This window comes from Alteromonas naphthalenivorans, from assembly GCF_000213655.1.
In the GTDB taxonomy this organism is placed as follows: Bacteria; Pseudomonadota; Gammaproteobacteria; order Enterobacterales; family Alteromonadaceae; genus Alteromonas; species Alteromonas naphthalenivorans.
The window spans coordinates 740,720-757,600 of sequence record NC_015554.1 but is presented as its reverse complement, the minus strand read 5'-3'; the positions used below and the strand labels follow the sequence as shown (position 1 = coordinate 757,600).

The window sequence follows — 16,881 nt, the reverse complement described above, 5'->3', positions numbered from 1 at the left end:
TTACTTGCTCCCTAAACTAGAGACATTAGTAGCATTTGAATCCACCACCGTTACCATAGTACCCGCACTGTTCATTTCAACTTGAACTGGCTTCACCGTGCTACCTGGCGCGACTTTACCCGAGCCTTCTACCAGCAATTTTTCATTCACCGATAGCCCGTTATCTAACAGCCATTTGTTACCTACCGCATTAATGGTTTCAACTATGCGCTTTTCAACTTGGTTGTCTTGGTTAATTACGTACGCAAACGCTGCACCGGTCGCTTCGTGATAAATACCTTGCTGAGGAACCAATATTGCGTTTTCGTCTACCGCTTCACTTACTGTGGCACGTACAAACATACCTGGTAGTAGTAAACCGTCAGGGTTAGAGAATTCAGCACGTAGCGTCACCGCGCCGGTAGAAGCGTCAACCGCCACTTCTTGCATCTTTAATTCACCGGCGAGTTCATAGTCGCTGCCGTCTTCTAACGTTAATGCCACGTCAGTTGTGCCTTCTTTAATATTATTTTCACGCATAAGTTTGCGTAGTTTAAGCAGCGCTTTACTATTTTTGGTCATATCTACATAAATAGGATCTAACGTTCGAATAGTGGCCAATGCAGTGTCTTGCTGGGCTGTCACTAACGCGCCTTGGGTAACGGTAGAAATCCCAATATGCCCCGATATAGGCGCAAGCACTTTGGTATATTCAAGATTGATTCTGGCGGTTTCCAATGCGGCTTCGTACATCTCTATATTTGCTTTCGCTTCTAAATGAGCAGCGTGGGCATCATCAGCATCTTGCTGAGACACACCTTCGATTTTTAACAAATTTGCATAGCGCTCATCTTTTAACTTAGCGGTCGCTACTGTTGCTTTTGCACTGTTTAACGTAGCTTTTGCTTCGTTATAAGCTGCTTCGTAGGTTTCAGGGTCTATCTGATACAAGGTTTGTCCTTGCTTTACCATTTGCCCTTCGGTGAATAGGCGCTTTTGAATAATACCGCTCACTTGAGGGCGTACCTCAGCCACCATAGAGGCAGTTACTCTTCCTTGCAGCTTGGTATCTATTTTATGCTCGGTAGAGGTAACGTTAATGTAAGAAACCTCTGTAACACGCGCAGTTGGGGGCGTGCTAGATTGTTCTTCACAGCCACTAAGCAGCGACACTATGATTAAGAGGCCAATCGGGACCAGTGCATACGTCTTCATTAAGGAGTCCTACCATCGTTTAATTAAGTTAAATACCGAAGTGGTTAGATTCACACAGTTGAACGGCGAATCCAGAATGGGAGCATGCTATTTAAGGACGGGTTAAGGCTGGGTTAACCCTTGGCATTTATGCGGTAAACGAACAGATAAACGGATAGACAGCATTTTTCAAAGCTGGTTTGACCATGGTCATATAAAAAAGCCTGAAGAATAGATTTCAGGCTTTTCATAATTCGTATCAATATTTTCAGTTAGTTATTTATGCTTGAAATATCTCTGGCCCGTATAATAAATACTCGCCAGAATTAGCGCCTATTTCCCGCCATTAAAATGTGCGAGTATTTTACTCACCTCATTAATACGGCGTTCAAAACTCGATTTGCTCGCACGTTCATGAATGGTGTGGTCGCCATCACCGTAAGGCCCAAAACCGTCGAGGGTTGGCACGCCTGCAGCTGATACCACATTCGCATCACTCACTCCGCCGCGCTTTTCTAGCTTAAGTGGCGCACCCAAAACAGATTCTAACTCGACGATAAACTGAGCTTGCGCTTCTGTCGGTTGCATGACGTCTCGCTGCAAGCCACCCGTTACGACCACTTTTACCCCTTCAACAGCAGGGTTTTGCGTAACTTCTTTAAACGCTGCCAGCACTCTGTCTCGCTCGTCTGATTGGGTGAATCGTGCTTCTACTGTCAAGCTGGCACTAGGGGAAATAGTATTTGCACCTAAGCCACCTTTCATTTTGCCAGCGTTAACCGTAGTGCCTTTTTCAAGGTCGGTTAAGTTAGTCAGTGCAATGAGCATATGAGCCGCAGCCAAGTTCGCATTAATACCATCGGTATAATGGTTACCCGCATGCGCACCTTTGCCTTCAAATTCGATTTGAAAGGTAGCAATGCCTTTTCGAGAAATAACCACGTCGTGATCAGGCCCTGCCGCCTCAAAAACCATACAGGCATCGTAGGCTTTGGCTAATTCGCTGGTAAGCAATTTGCTATCGTCACTGCCACTTTCTTCATCGCTCACCAAAAGCATATCTATGTTCGCGATGTGGCCTTGTTCGGTAAATACATTTCGAAGTGCGGTAAGCGCAATATAGTTACCGCCTTTCATATCACATACACCTGGGCCGTAAATCCATTCATCATCTTCACGAAATTCCGTAAAAGTATCAGGTGGGAATACGGTATCTAAGTGGCCAAGTAGGAGCAATTTTGCTCCTTCACTTTTTTTCGACAGATAGTGAACATGATTACCTATTTCTTCTCGACGATGAGTTTCAACAGAAAACCCAAGCTGTTCCATCCACCCATTAAAGATGTCAGCATTATGATCTACACCCGCTTTATTTTTAGTGTAAGAATTGAGCGATATAATGGTGGCAAGTTCGGTAAAGTCCAGACTACTATTCATGCTATTTATTCCAAGTATTGATTAAAAGCAAACTACGCTGAAGCCCTTGATTATCAAGGCCAATTTACATACAGAATACACGTTTAAAACGTTATCATTACAAAATTCTAAATTATTTAATTTTGAACAAAAAATAAACTTGAATAGTTTGCAATTTAGCCGTTTAATGGCGCCGCTTTTGGGAGGGACTCCTCGTACCAAGACGTACCCTAAAGTCTAATATATGTCATATTTCTCATCTAAAATAGATATTTACCACCCATTTTGGTGCAAAAATTTATTTTGAGAAATCTTCTTACTTAAATCGAACAGAATGTCAATTCATCGATTCATAAACATAGGGTTAAAAGTCGTGCCAAAGTATACAGTCGGGATGTGGATGTACAGCAACAGCGGTGGTACTGCCATACAGGCTAAAATCGTTAATCAATTGCGAGATCGTGATATTGAAGCAATCACCGATCTTAACTTAGGCCATGCAAACGCACATAACGGAACCATTACGTGTCACAACGTAAATATGGAGGAATTAGATGCGTTCTTTTCATACAATGCAGGCCAACAAACGCCATATCAAGTTTTTCTTTATCAAGTATTAAACGAATCAATTCCGTGCCTTAACAGTTTTGAGTCTTTTTCGTTATCTGAAGACAAACTGCGTACATCACACCGATTATCTCGTGCTGGAATTCGCACGCCTGATTACCGACTATGTAATACCAAAGACAAGCCTATGCTTAAAAATACCATTCGCGAATGGGGTGGACGTTTAGTCTACAAGCCTACCGATGGCTGGGGTGGCATGGGTATTGTTAAAGTAGAAGATGAGCGTTCTTTAGATATGCTTATCCCCTTTTTGGATCAAACCAATATTCCTCACTTCTACGTTGAACGTTTTATCAATTACGACATGACAGACTATCGCATCGATATTGTTGATGGTGAGTTTGTGGGTTGTTACGGGCGTCAAGCGCCTAAAGACGATTGGAAAACTAACGTAACCAGTGGTGGCTCTGTTATTCGCCGTGAACCCAACGATGAATTAGTTGCCCTAGCGATTAAAGCAGCAAAAGTTACCGGGTTAGATATCGCTGGGGTTGATGTGATTTATGACCAAGAACATGAAGAATATGTAGTTCTTGAAGTAAACGGTATTCCTGCATTCGCAACGCCTGAACAAGAAGCTGCAGGATTAACGTTTAATGAAGGAAAAATCGAGCGGATCGTTAATTTGATTGAGCGAAAAGCAATTGAAAAGCACGCTAGCATGCAAGCCGCGCTAACCTCTCAACTTTAAACGAGAAAGTAAAATGTCTACGACTAAACTACCTACTATTGGCCTACTCTATTTAGACCACGTATTGCGCTTTTTCGACAAGTCTAACTTTAAAGGCTGGCCTGATAAAATTGAAACGGTATGCTACCACTGGGGTAACGACAAAGCCCGTTTCGTTCGTGAAGTGAAGAGCAAAAATATCGATATTCTTATTGGTAATATTCCTGCAACGGCTTACGAAACGTTTCGTGAAATTGCGCGCGAATTACCTGATGTTCGCTTCTTGCCTTCAATGGACACACAGTTCGCCAACAAGTCGAAAGAAAATGTTACCCACTTTTGTGAAAAGCACGACTTGCCTATTCCCAAAACTGATATTTTTTACGAAAAAGACGAAGCCATGGCCTTTTTACGTAAAACCAGTTATCCAAAGATTATTAAAAAATCATACGGACCGTCCAACTATGGCGGCTACTTCGTACATAAAGTAGATAGCTTTAAAGAAGCAGCCGAACTGCTAAAGAAAAAGAAATACCACCCGGTTTACGTGCAAGAATTTGTTCCGATGATGGCAGATATTCGCGTGATGTTGATTGGCCACAAGCCAGTTTGTGCGTTTTGGCGTCGTCCGCCAGAAGGTGAATGGCTAACCAACACCAGTCAGGGTGGTTCGATGGATTACTCTGATGTGCCCCAAGAAGCATTACAAATAGCAGTGAATGCGTCGAAGGCTGCTAAAGCTGAATATTGGGCTTCTGACATTGCATTAGGTGTTGATGGTAAATTCCGTATTTTAGAATGTGCTACCGCGTTCGCTGCCTTCCCGTATATTCGCGATTGGATTGGCCAGTACATTATGTGGACCTTGTGCTCAGAGCGCTTTAAGAAGCCGCATATTCCTTTGTATAACTGGGAGGAACTGGGTAAGATTCGCACGCCGTTATTACGCACAATGCGAAACATTACCTTTGGTGAATATACCCCAAGTTGTGATAGCGCAGACTCAGTGGCAGTGACTAACCCTGAGCTTTACCCATTACTACCTGTTGAATTGCAGCTAGATGAAGAATGGCCAAGTGAGTCGTGGAATTTTCAAGATAATTACACGCCCAAAAGTAAAGCTGAAGTCATTGCCGACCTACACATGGAAAATCAAGATGTAGGTGAAGATGATGGTCTTCCTGAAGTCGACGGCGATGGCCTCGAAAAAGTACTAAACATAAGTAACGATGAGTTCGAAGATACTACCGAAGCTAGCGCGCCTGAAATCAAAAATACAGACGCTAAAGCAGACGAACTGGTTTTGACAACGCCGCAAATAGAAGCGTTTTTTGGTGGCGTTAAAGGTATAGGCCCTAAGCTTACAGAGGTGATAATCAGTACTCTGGGTGAAAAGGGTACGTCAGAAGCTATAACCGCTGATCCAAGCGTGTTTCTGACGGTTAAAAACATTCAGCAAAAGAAAGTCGATGCAATTATCGCGCATTGGGATAATTTCAAGACTACGCTGGTAACCACTGATTTCTCTTAGTAAAGAAGAAATAATGAAAAAACAATATACCTCGTATCAAGAAACAATGGCGTTTTTAGAACAAGCTCAGGAAAAGTACCCTGAGCTTATTCGCGTGCATAGCATTGGAACGACGTGGGAAGGTAGGCCAATTATGATGGCTACTCTTTCTGCTAACATTGAAACTGCGGACAGTAAACCCGCTCTGCTTTTTACAGGAACCATCCACGCTCGTGAGTGGATTGGAAATGAGTTAGCCATTAAGTTTATTGATAATGTGCTAACCAATATTGACCACAACCCATCTATACAACAGGCATTAAGCCGCAATACGCTATATATGGTGCCTTGTTTAAACCCAGATGGGTTTGAGTATTCTCGTACCCACTTCTCTTTTTGGCGCAAGAATAGACGTGACAATGGCGATGGCACCTTTGGTGTAGATTTAAACCGTAACTTTGGTGTTCGCTTTAAGCGCTCTGCCGATACCACGGTAAACACCTACTCAGGCCCAGCAGCGTTCTCTGAGCCAGAAACTGCGGCTATTCGTGATTTCGTACTGGATCATAAAAACATTACCATTGCGCTAGATTATCATTCGCAAGGTAACGTGTTTTTCCCTGCCCATAAGTTTAATCACGAGTCTGAAATTGAAGGCACCGACTTAAACGTGTTGTGCGCCAATATGAACCGTGAAATCCATAAGGTAACGGGTCGCCAATACGGTATTCACCGTGGCAAGCCACCTACAAACCTGATTAACGGTAGTGGCCGTGAGTACTATTACTCGTTAGGTATTGTCTCGGCTGTGGTAGAAGTGGGCACTCGCAACATTCCTGATTACATGGCGAATATGTCGCAAAGTGTAGATGAGAATGTGCCTGCGGTACTTTACGCACTTTCAGAAGCGAAAAACTACTCTGATGAAGCACCTGCACGGGTAGATAACTTCACAATTGAATCAGTGGGCGTTTACGAAGCGACCCTATGCTGGGATTACCCAGAGTCTGATGATATCTATTTTGAACTGTATCGCTCAGAAACAGTGAAAAGCCCTTGTCGCGAAGATAATCTGATTGCGATTATTGGCAAACACACGTTCACTGATGTGCAGCTTAAAAGTGGTCAGAAATATTTCTACAATATACGTGCGGTTAATAAAGTTACTGATACCAAGTCGCCTTTCAGCCCTGAAATTAAGCTGAAAACGCAGTTATCTGAAGATGAATATTTCAGAGGTTTGTTCCCATCGAAGCGTGGTATTGGTTATGTAGGCCAATATACCCTTGAGAAAAACCGCGACCATTTCGGCTACAACTCGTTGTTTGTAGGTGTGAATAAACGCCGTGGTATTTGTTACGGTGTGATTGCGTTTAATATGGAAAACTTACCGGAAGAAGCCCGTATTAAGAATGCGAGTTTCTCCTTGTATCCGATGAACCGCGTTAACGCTAAAGTAGAAAATTTTGGTGAATGGACAGTATCTATCCTCGACCCATCAGAAATTTCTGACATCACAGACTTTAACCAAATTCATCAAGCGAAGCCTATTCAAACCCTAGGTGATGAAATTCGCTCAGATAAGCTAACTCAAGGTATTTGGTCTCATTGGGATTTAAATGTGGCCGAGCGTCGCATTATTCGCAAATCTATTAAGAACGGTACCTTGTTGCTTCGCGTTGAAGGTCCAAGAAAACTGCCTCTAGGTGCAGACTCGCAAATGATGCAGTTTGATATTGGGTACGGAAAGTTTGGTTCAGGTATCCATTACCGCCCTAACTTGGAAGTTATTTATACCCTTCCAAGCAAACAAGTAGAGCTAACGCCATCATCTCTTAGCACGGTATCAAAAGCTGAGGCTAAGAAAAACGAACTGCAGTCTGGTTTCGATGCAAACGGCGATGTGGTGTACGGGCAAATGACCTTCTTAACCGAAAATCTGCCTGATCCTAAGAAAACCGTGATCACGGAAGCGTATTTAACAATGAGTAACGACAATGCCTTGCCTACATCGCAAGATATTCGTTTCACCATTGAATTGGCTGGTCTTGAAGATCTTGATTATGAAAGCGTTAAAAATAGAGAGAAAAAAGAGTTTATTGGCTACGAGGTGAGTAATGCTCAGCTTAAAGACAAAAACTCTCATAACTTTATTTTTGATAGTTATTGCCGTGAAGCGCTGGAAGATATGCATGCGAAGCATGCGCCTTTCCATTTCGTGGTTCGCTCAACGTCATCAAGTGCTGAAAAGAACATGCTAGTAAATTGGCACGACTTACACAGTAACAACGTGTGTAAGTTGGTGATTAAGTATATTGAGCGTCGCAAAGAGCCTTTACCGGCACCAGCGAACTTAAGCGTAACCTTAGAAAATCGTCAGGTTAAGCTAAGTTGGAGCAATCCGAAGCATGCCGATTTAGTGGGTGCGTTTGTGGTAAGAAATCGCTTCCATTCGCCTCGTTCACCGCTTGATGGTGTGAAGCTTTACGCAGGTTCTGATGAATATACCTATGACAACTTTGGTAATCCCAATGTTGAAAAGTATTATTCAGTGTTTGCTTACGACGATGTACCTAACTATTCGGCGCCTGTCAGTGTTTACTATTCTTCTGAGGAAGTGATTCCTGTAGAAGAAGAAAAATACGAAAAGCAGGAAGAAGAAGACGATGATGAGCCGTTAATTGATTAGTTATTAACTGCCATGTTGTTTACTAGGTAAAAAATGAGAATAGGCGCTTAAAGCGCCTATTTTTTTACACCCTATAAGGCTTTTCTTAACGCTCGTTCAGTGCGCTGGGTACATGAGTACGGACGATGTTTCGAGTTGATAGCTCTGAATGCATTGGTCTAATTGGGCTTACACTCGTCGACTTTTGCGGTACGTCAAAATATATTTCCACATCGGCAAAACTATCTATTACTTGTTGGGTAATTAAAACAACCCCCTTCTCGCTGACTGAAAATCCGAAGTGCTTAGCAATATTAATATCGTCAATGGCTAAATTAGCGGGAACCGTCACACCTTTATCTACGATAACATTTTTTAATTTAGCGCCGGCCTCGATAGTCACATCAGGCAGCAATACACACCCTTGAAGTGAAGCGCCATCACCGATTGCGCAATTAGATGACAAAACAGTGTGATGGATACGGCAATTAGTTAATTGGCAACCGGTTCCAATCAAAATCTGATTGAGGTCGCACTGGCCTTTTTGAGTCCCGCCCCGTATTTGGGTTGGCGCGCTAGATAAAGCACTTCCCCAGATAGGCCAAGACGGGTCAGCTAAATTCAACATATCGCTGTTGTTCAGCAAATCCATATGAGCCCGCCAGTAACTATCAATGGTGCCTACATCTCGCCAATAGGGAATTTGGCAACCATCGGCGCCTCTGAATCGATGCGCAAACACTTTGTGCTGCTCAATAATATTTGGAATTACGTTTTTACCGAAGTCGTGATCAGATTCCAACGCTTTGGCATCTGCTTTAAGTAGCCGATAAAGCACTTCAGCATTCACTACATAATTGCCCATTGAAGCTAAACAATACTCTGGTGCATCTAATAATGGGTGTGGTTTACATGGCTTTTCATCGAAAGCGGTTACCCGACCTTTGCTATCAGCACTTAATACGCCCAGCTGATTTGCCGCATTCTTAGTAGGCACTTCTATGCAAGATACTGTCATTTCAGCACCATTTTTCACATGTTCAGCCAGGAGTTTTCGATAATCCATTTGATATACGTGATCACCTGATAAGATCATCACATATTTAGGCGCTCTGGATTTAATATAATCAATATTCTGAAAACACGCATCTGCAGTACCTTGGTACCAGCTTTCAGACTGCTGCTGGGATGCAGGAAGAATATCTAAACGCCCCCCAAAACTGTTATTCAATGTGCCCCAATGTTGCATTAAATGCCGAATTAAACACTGAGACTTATATTGGGTAAGTACTGCAATTCGATTTAGGCCGGAATTAACACAGTTTGAGAGAGGAAAATCGATGATTCGACAATGACTGCCAAACTCTAGTACAGGTTTAGCCCGGGTTTCAGTAAGTGCTTTTAACCGTGAGCCCTGCCCACCTGCCAGCACTAACACCATGGTATTTTCTATTATTTGCTGTAAATCAATCTCTGCATTCATAACTGTCTCCGGCTAGGGTAATACCTAAATCGATGATGATTAAACTGCAATCACAATTTAATTTATCTACTGAAGGAAAATTGCCGACATTGAATTCAAAAAATTCTACAACATGCCAAACGTGCTAGCGTTAAGTAGACTAGGGATTTCGGTTTTAAGTATTGATCCGTATCAATATGAGTAGTGTTACCAATCTTCGTAGCCTTATAGTGACTATAAATACAGGCTATGCAGTGGTTAAATCTTCGCCATATTTTCAATAATAATCCACACCAGTTGCTCCCTTATTTAATTGTAGTCACCATTGCTTAAGCTAAACAGCTTGTGCTAGCTTTAATGATTACATGCTTATAATTCAAACAAATAAGGAAAGGGAATGAGAGCAGTTTGTACGCTTGTTTTACTGTTAGTCAGTTTGCAATGTATGGCCAAGGATGTCATGAATATGCAAGCAAGGAGCGAGTTGGTTGATGAGATACTAACGCAACGATTCGAGCAGGTTTTACCCAGCCTTATGCAGCGTACTAATATTGATATGTGGGTAATCATGTCGCGGGAATACAATGAAGACCCCGTAATTAAAACTATGCTGCCATCAACGTGGCTATCTGCCCGCAGGCATACCATGTTAGTGATTTATAACCCCGGCGAAGGCAAGCCATTAGAACGCCTGGCGGTAGCGCGATATGCAGTGACCGATTTATTCAAAAAAGCATGGGACAAAGAAGCTCAGCCTAATCAGTGGGAAGCACTTGCTGAAGTTATTGAAGCGCGTAACCCTAAACGAATTGCAGTGAATGTGTCCGATGCATTTGCACTTGCTGATGGTATGAGTAGCACTGAAAACCGCAAGTTTATGGCCGCGCTTTCTCCTACCTTTAAAGACCGTGTTGTGTCAGGTGAAAAACTTGCTATTGCCTGGCTAGAAACCCGTAGTAAGCTTGAAATGCAACACTACCCTACCCTGACTCAAATTGGCTACAAACTTATTGGGACGGCTTTTTCAAATGAAATCATTACCCCGGGAATCACCACCACCGACGATGTTATTTGGTGGCTTCGTGATCAAAGCAAGGCATTAGGGCTAGAAAATTGGTTTCATCCATCAGTGTCTATCCAACGTGCCGACAGCGAAAAATTTGATCAAATAAAAGCGTTTAGTAAGCGCGCTGGTGAAAATATTATTCAGCCAGGAGACCTTATTCATGTTGATTTTGGCATTACTTACTTGCGTTTAAATACCGACCAACAACAACATGCCTATATATTGAAAGCTGGCGAAACGGCCCCTCCTGAAAGCATAGTAAAGGCCTTAGCGGCAGGTAATCGTTTGCAAGATATTCTTACGAACAACTTTAAAGTGGGACGTACTGGCAACGAGATTTTAAAAATGTCGCGAGAACAAGCTATTGAAGAAGGACTAACTCCCGCTATTTATACTCATCCCCTTGGATTTCATGGCCATGCAGCTGGTCCCACTATTGGAATGTGGGACGCACAAGAAGGCGTTCCTGTTAAGGGCGACTACCCTATGTATCCAAATACGGTTTACTCCATAGAACTAAATGCCGCAACCTACATACCAGAGTGGGATAAGGACATACGTATTATGCTAGAAGAAGATGCGTTTTTTGATGGTGAAAAAGTAGAGTATCTCGACGGAAGGCAAAAAGTGCTGCACCTCATTTCCTCACCAGGACAGTAACATACAGATTATTGCGCGCTTATTAACGTATTTTGAGCGCGCACTTTAATAACCAAAGCATTTCAACACTATTTCGATAGCTCCACCCTCGCTATATTACCGTTCACACGATTTATTTACCGCTTATATAAAAAAGCCACTACGTTATTGTCATAAACGTAAGCTGGCCCTACTTAACTAAGAGGAAATAAAAATGAAATCATACTTACAGGTAACTATTGCCACTATCTTCGCCAGCAGCCTGATGATTAACTGTCATGCTAATCATCAGGAACTCACTGATACAACTACCCCCAAAAGCATAAGTAGCACTGTTAATTCAGCCACTTCAACTTCAGCGGCATCTCAAAATAATGAAAGCTTTAGTCGCGGAAAATTTATTGGTCACTGGAAAGGAAAAATCAGTGTTAGCGAAAATCAAAGTATTGAATTTGTGTTTAACATTGAGAACTCAGAAAAAGGCTTGATGGCAACGTTAGATGTTCCATCTCAAAACCAGTTTGGCCTTCAGTTCGATAGTGTTTCGCAGACAGAAAAAGAGATAACACTACTATTAAGTGCTGCGGGTATACGCTACGAAGGTACATTAGAAAACAACGCTATAAAAGGGACATATCAACAAGGTAGCTTTAGCGCGCCCGTTGACCTGGTTAAAACCCAAGTGAAAGTTACCCGCCAAGCCAAACCTCAAGATCCAAGCCCAACACCTCGCTATACGGTAGAACAGGTTAGCTTTGCAAATGAAAAAGAGGGACATATGTTAGCGGGCACATTGTTTGTACCCCAACGGCCTTTTACACATACCGCTATTATTCTTTCTGGTTCAGGTCCTACCCAAAGAGACGGTGATATTGTTGGGCACAAGCTGTACGCCGTATTAGCTGATTTGCTCACTAAAAAGGGAATTGCAGTGCTAAGGTTCGACGACAGAGGCGTTGGTGAATCGGACGGGGAGTATGCTACCGCCACCAGCGAAGATTTTGCTAATGATGCTAACGCTGCACTTAACTTTTTAAAGCACCATGAACCAGTGGCTTCAAGTAAAATAGGCTACATCGGCCACAGTGAAGGCAGTTTAATCGCGGCTATCGCGTTAGCGAATAAAAAGAGTACTTCTGCCGACTTTTTTATCTCACTTGCTGGGCCCGGCACAACTGGGGGTGAGGTATTAATCGACCAATCTTACCTGATTCAAAAGATGCGAGGTGTGCCCAGTAGTGAACTTGAGAAAGACGATAAACTGCAGCGAAAACTGATACAGGCGATATCACAAGATTATTCTAACGAAGATATAAAGGCACTGATGTCAGCTGCCGATATACCCGCTTCTCAGCAAGATGCACAATTGTCTCAGTTGACGTCTGTTTGGATGCAATACTTTATTAAAACCGACCCGAAGACTTACCTTCAAAAGTTATCTCTTCCCGTATTCGCGGTTCATGGTGCTAAAGACTTACAAGTTCCTGTTCGTCAAAACATCGATGGCTTTATGCAATCTATTAATAAACAATGGCTAACGTATAAAATTTACCCTAACTTAAACCACTTATTGCAACCCGCAGACAAAGGATTACCAGAAGAGTATGCTGCGATTAGCACAACCCTATCTCCCGAAGTCGTTGAGGATATAAGCCTTTGGCTAGCACAACAATGAAACAGACCATAAGCTTTTGGCTGTTCCAAATAGGCATTTGGGGCAGCTTAACCTTATTCAACTTATTGGCCCGAGGTTACTTTACCCACTACAAATTGGGCGAGTTGGTAAACTCTTTAAGCTTGTTTGTTGCACTTCTTGCAGCCAGTGGTTTTCTTAAAATGTTTTATCGCGACCAAGTTTCAGCTTCCATTCCCAAAGGGGTTGGACAAGCAATACTAGGCAGTGCTGCAGCGTCATGTATTGCTATATTTATAGTTGGCTTAATCTTACTGCCTAATCAACAATATTTGTTTGGCGAAGTGGGCAGCTTACCCATACTCCAACTAGTCGCTTCCTTCCCTACTATTTTCATTTTCTTGCTCTGTTGGTCAGCGGTTTACTTACTTCTAAAACGTCAACAATCGTTAAAGCTAGCGTATCGACGTGAGGCCGAATTACGCCAAGCGTTAGCGTCAAGCCAGATGGACTTGTTAATTAATCAGCTCAATCCTCACTTTATGTTCAATGTAATTAATAACATTAGGGCGCTTATTTTAGAAGACACCAATAAGGCCAGAGATAGCTTAGCGCAACTGTCAGAAGTACTTAGAACTACATTGCAAACTAAGCAAGACAAAGTATGGTCTTTACCCCAAGAGGTAGATCTTACTAAAAGCTTTATTCAATTAAATAAGCTTCAATTTGAAAACCGATTGCGGGTAGTCTGGGACGTGTCTGGCGATATTGAAAAGTGGCAAGTGCCTTGTTTAGCACTTCAATTGCTGGTTGAAAACGCCATCAAGCATGGCATAGGGGCACTCGTATCTGGAGGCACAATTACCATTAATATAATTGCCGATAACAATTTATCTATTGAGGTTGTCAATCCAGGAAATTTAACGCCATCTAAAGGCTCTACAAGCCTAGGTATTACTAACATTAAGCAGCGTTTAAATTTACTCTATGCCGACAGAGCATATTTCTCTTTGACAGAAAATCAGCACCAAGTGTCGGCGAAAATTGTTATCAAGGAAGAGCAATGACCACCACCACGCAAACCAGAAGTTATAGTGCGATAATTGTAGAAGATTCTCGGTTGGGTCGTGTTGAGCTAAAATCTCAACTCACGCAAATACCCAATATTACGCTGGTAGCCGAAGCGGAAAATTTAGCCCAAGCGAGGGATGCTTTAACCAAGCATCATATAGACGTTATTTTCTTAGATATAAATTTACCCGACGGAAATGGGTTTGATTTACTGACTGAATTGTTACCCGCCCCAAGGGTCATTTTCACCACTGCTTTTGAACAATACGCGTTAGATGCATTTGAAAATAACGCCGTAGATTATTTACTAAAACCAATAACACAAACCAGACTTGCACAAGCCTGTGAAAAGTTATCTTTGAGTTTTGCATTGGAAGAAACTAAAACCTCGGTCGCTTCACCTATGACCATGGAAGAGCGATTTTTTGTTAAAGATGGAACCCAATGCTGGCTAATTCCTTTATCTAAAGTAGAGCGTTTCGAGGCCATGGGCAATTACACTCAAGTTCACTTTGAAGACAAACACCCAATGCTGAACAGAACGTTAGCACAAATTGAAAAGCGCCTACCCGACAGCCACTTCTTTCGCGTAAGCCGAAGTTTCATCGTGCAATTAGATAAGATAACTGCCGTTCAACCATGCAGTTCTGGCGCACTAGAGTTAACAATGGAAAGTGGCGCTGAAGTAGAAGTGTCCCGTAGACAAACCAGCTTATTTAAAGGGCGGTTCGCTATTTAGTGATGAGCCTTACCTGACTGCTTGTTGAACATTCGCCCTTTCTTACTGACCAAGACTCATTTATTCAGCTTTCAGCGCTTCAATGTCACTAATGAGATAATCTACTGAGGCGCTGTTAAGGCCATTGTATATGCCTCGAATATGGCGATTTTTATCTATTAGTAACAAACTTTCCGTATGCAAAAAATCTTCTGTATTTTGCAAATTCCCCAGATCGTCGCTAGCGAAGTACGCGCTTTTTGCTAATGAATAAATAGCATCTCGCTCTCCTGTCGCCAAATACCACTTACCGCTCACAATGCCATTTTTATCCGCATAAGCTTTTAGCAACTCTACCGTATCGGTATGCGGCCTAATCGAGTGCTGAAGAATTTTTACGTTATCGTCATCAATAAATGCTTCTTGTACCTTGGCTAACTTAGAGCGGATCATGGGGCAAATACCAGGGCAAGTGCTAAAGAAAAAACCAGCCACGTAAATTTTATTATCGAAATCTTTTTCGCTGACCTCTTCACCGTCTTGATTAGTGAAACTAAACGGCGGTATTTGGTGAAAACCATTAAGCGCTTCACTATCGCTTTCAATCCAGTGCGGTGTAAATTCTTTGCTGTTGTAGTAAGGTAATTGGTTAGATAAATCTTCAGCCCCGTAGGCTGAAGTTACCGTTATTACACTGCCGCTGCCTAGTAACAGCAGTATGCTAGAAACTAAGACCTGCCTGATTTTGGTAGTAATCAACAGAAATAACTTCATCTTCAAGCCCCACACAGTTGTTCGCTTTTCTAAGCCCATAAATCCGCCCATTTTTGTATTCGAAATTTGAGTATAAGGTGCGGTTTTGGCGCCACGCTTGCTGCAACCCTGTTGGCTGGCCTGCGTGATAGTTAAACTTTTTGAACTTGGCACCACTTCTGTACCATCGCCAGCCCTCGCCCTCGACTTTGCCGTCTTCATACACAAATGCCGAGCGAAGATTACCGTTAACCCACCAGGTTTTTGCACTGCCCTCTCGTGCCCCTGATACATAATAAGCCTCGTAACCTAAGGTGCCGTTCGAAAACCACTTTTTTGCCACGCCTGCGCGGCGCCCAGCAACAAATTCATCTTCTGTAGCCAGTTTTCCGGTGGGGTGATAGCTCACTACTTTTCCAGTAAAAGGGGCACGCTTGTAAATTCGAACGCCTTGCTTGTCTAGTGATATGTCACTTTCATACACCACTAATTGCGGTCTATCGCTAAAGGCTACCGCCCCGCAAGTTGCTGCTAGCCAAAGCACACAGAACCTCAGTGCCTTGTAGGTTAGCGGTTTAGTTAATATCACTCGGCGTACCTTGAAAGTTACCTGGGAAATTAAGGTAATAATCGCCATTTAGGTATTGTTCTGTTGATACATGATAGTGATATTCAGCATCTTCTTCTGAACCACCGGTATAAAGGGTAATTGACGTGTGGCCATTCGATTCATCAAGATCCGTCGGGTAGCCTACGGTTGAATAGCAACGTCTTCCAAAGATAAAAAAGCCATCTGCCATGATGCCTACTAGCGAGTCATCATCGTAGGAGATGGCTTGCGGCTCCAAATGATAATGGTAAGTTTGCGGTCCTGTGTGGGCGCCATTTCGATCGAAACCTTGGATCACACCTAGCGATACATCCCCGGTCCCTTCTGAATCGTTGAAAATGGGCGCGCCGCTTAAGGCAATACCTATCGCACCTAACGGCGTAGCCGATGAAGTTGCAGCAAGTTCCGGTGATACGGGCACAGTTAAGTCGTAATCGTTAATATAATCTTCAATGTCGCCTGGGGAACGTTGTTGGTTAAATAAGGTTTCATCTTCAGGCTCAACATATAAACCGCTGGCGTTACCTGAATCCCAATACGATGATGTATGATCGGGTTTTCCGGCTGATTCTAGCGACACTGTGCATCCATCTTCAGACAACACAATAGTGACATTAGGCGCCGCAACAAATTCAAGATAAGCACTTGAAAGCTCGGTCATAGGTGAGTCGCACGTTGTTGTACTTGAATCACTGTCGCTACCCGTATCTACTGCGGTTCCAGTATCAACACTTGTGCTGCTATCTACCGTTTCATCGGTAGACGAACTTCCGCCACACGCTGTTAGTACCGATAAAATACTTACACAAAACAATGCACGTAATGCGTGGGGACTTTTCGACATGGTGATTCTCTCTATTAGTAT

General features: G+C 42.8%; 13 protein-coding genes. 7 read left to right on the top strand and 6 right to left on the bottom strand.

Translation table 11 applies throughout. The features are described 5' to 3' along the window. Together AMBT_RS03230 and AMBT_RS03225 are read right to left on the bottom strand one after the other, a co-directional pair. Nucleotides 1-1,194 carry an efflux RND transporter periplasmic adaptor subunit gene (locus AMBT_RS03230; RefSeq protein ID WP_013783149.1) on the bottom strand — a complete coding sequence of 398 codons (1,194 nt, stop codon included), beginning with the start codon at nt 1,192-1,194 and terminating at the stop codon, nt 1-3. 312 nt (nt 1,195-1,506) lie between these two features. Next, nucleotides 1,507-2,610, bottom strand: a complete 1,104-nt coding sequence (locus tag AMBT_RS03225) for a M20 family metallopeptidase (RefSeq protein ID WP_013783148.1) — start codon at nt 2,608-2,610, stop codon at nt 1,507-1,509. 352 nt (nt 2,611-2,962) lie between these two features. Between AMBT_RS03225 and AMBT_RS03220 the strand changes: the two genes are divergently transcribed. From AMBT_RS03220 to AMBT_RS03210, 3 genes are read left to right on the top strand one after another with little or no spacing between them, the layout of a single operon-like run. Then, a complete protein-coding gene (locus AMBT_RS03220; protein ID WP_148259071.1) occupies nt 2,963-3,907 on the top strand; it encodes an ATP-grasp domain-containing protein in 945 nt (314 codons plus the stop codon). Nucleotides 3,908-3,920: 13 nt separating this feature from the next. After that, on the top strand, nt 3,921-5,417 hold the full coding sequence (locus AMBT_RS03215) for an ATP-grasp domain-containing protein (RefSeq protein WP_013783146.1): 1,497 nt from the start codon (nt 3,921-3,923) through the stop codon (nt 5,415-5,417). A gap of 13 nt (nt 5,418-5,430) precedes the next feature. Continuing rightward, nucleotides 5,431-8,085 (top strand): M14 family metallopeptidase, encoded by a 2,655-nt coding sequence (locus AMBT_RS03210; protein ID WP_013783145.1) that lies wholly within the window; start codon nt 5,431-5,433, stop codon nt 8,083-8,085. Nucleotides 8,086-8,170: 85 nt separating this feature from the next. Here AMBT_RS03210 and glgC read toward each other — a convergent pair whose 3' ends face one another. Beyond that, entirely contained in the window at nt 8,171-9,547 is a 1,377-nt protein-coding gene (gene glgC / locus AMBT_RS03205; protein WP_013783144.1) for a glucose-1-phosphate adenylyltransferase, read from the bottom strand. A gap of 376 nt (nt 9,548-9,923) precedes the next feature. Between glgC and AMBT_RS03200 the strand changes: the two genes are divergently transcribed. The 4 genes from AMBT_RS03200 (at nt 9,924) to AMBT_RS03185 (ending at nt 14,674) form a co-directional block, all read left to right on the top strand. Next, nucleotides 9,924-11,252 (top strand): M24 family metallopeptidase, encoded by a 1,329-nt coding sequence (locus AMBT_RS03200; RefSeq protein WP_013783143.1) that lies wholly within the window; start codon nt 9,924-9,926, stop codon nt 11,250-11,252. A gap of 193 nt (nt 11,253-11,445) precedes the next feature. Continuing rightward, nucleotides 11,446-12,906, top strand: coding sequence for an alpha/beta hydrolase family protein (locus AMBT_RS03195; protein ID WP_013783142.1), 1,461 nt, complete (start codon nt 11,446-11,448; stop codon nt 12,904-12,906). Continuing rightward, nucleotides 12,903-13,931 carry a sensor histidine kinase gene (locus tag AMBT_RS03190; protein ID WP_013783141.1) on the top strand — a complete coding sequence of 343 codons (1,029 nt, stop codon included), beginning with the start codon at nt 12,903-12,905 and terminating at the stop codon, nt 13,929-13,931. Before AMBT_RS03195 ends, AMBT_RS03190 begins: the two co-directional genes overlap by 4 nt. Then, nucleotides 13,928-14,674, top strand: coding sequence for a LytR/AlgR family response regulator transcription factor (locus AMBT_RS03185; protein ID WP_013783140.1), 747 nt, complete (start codon nt 13,928-13,930; stop codon nt 14,672-14,674). The genes AMBT_RS03190 and AMBT_RS03185 overlap by 4 nt, the downstream gene beginning before the upstream one ends. Nucleotides 14,675-14,734: 60 nt before the next feature. Here AMBT_RS03185 and AMBT_RS03180 read toward each other — a convergent pair whose 3' ends face one another. Genes AMBT_RS03180 through AMBT_RS03170 form a run of 3 tightly spaced genes read right to left on the bottom strand, consistent with a single transcriptional unit; the run spans nt 14,735 to nt 16,860 of the window. Then, nucleotides 14,735-15,427, bottom strand: coding sequence for an SCO family protein (locus AMBT_RS03180; protein ID WP_013783139.1), 693 nt, complete (start codon nt 15,425-15,427; stop codon nt 14,735-14,737). Next, nucleotides 15,375-15,995: a toxin-antitoxin system YwqK family antitoxin gene (locus AMBT_RS03175; RefSeq protein ID WP_013783138.1), complete on the bottom strand. Its 621-nt coding sequence runs from the start codon at nt 15,993-15,995 to the stop codon at nt 15,375-15,377. Before AMBT_RS03175 ends, AMBT_RS03180 begins: the two co-directional genes overlap by 53 nt. Beyond that, on the bottom strand, nt 15,982-16,860 hold the full coding sequence (locus AMBT_RS03170; RefSeq protein ID WP_013783137.1) for a YHYH protein: 879 nt from the start codon (nt 16,858-16,860) through the stop codon (nt 15,982-15,984). Before AMBT_RS03170 ends, AMBT_RS03175 begins: the two co-directional genes overlap by 14 nt. Nucleotides 16,861-16,881 lie beyond the last annotated feature (21 nt).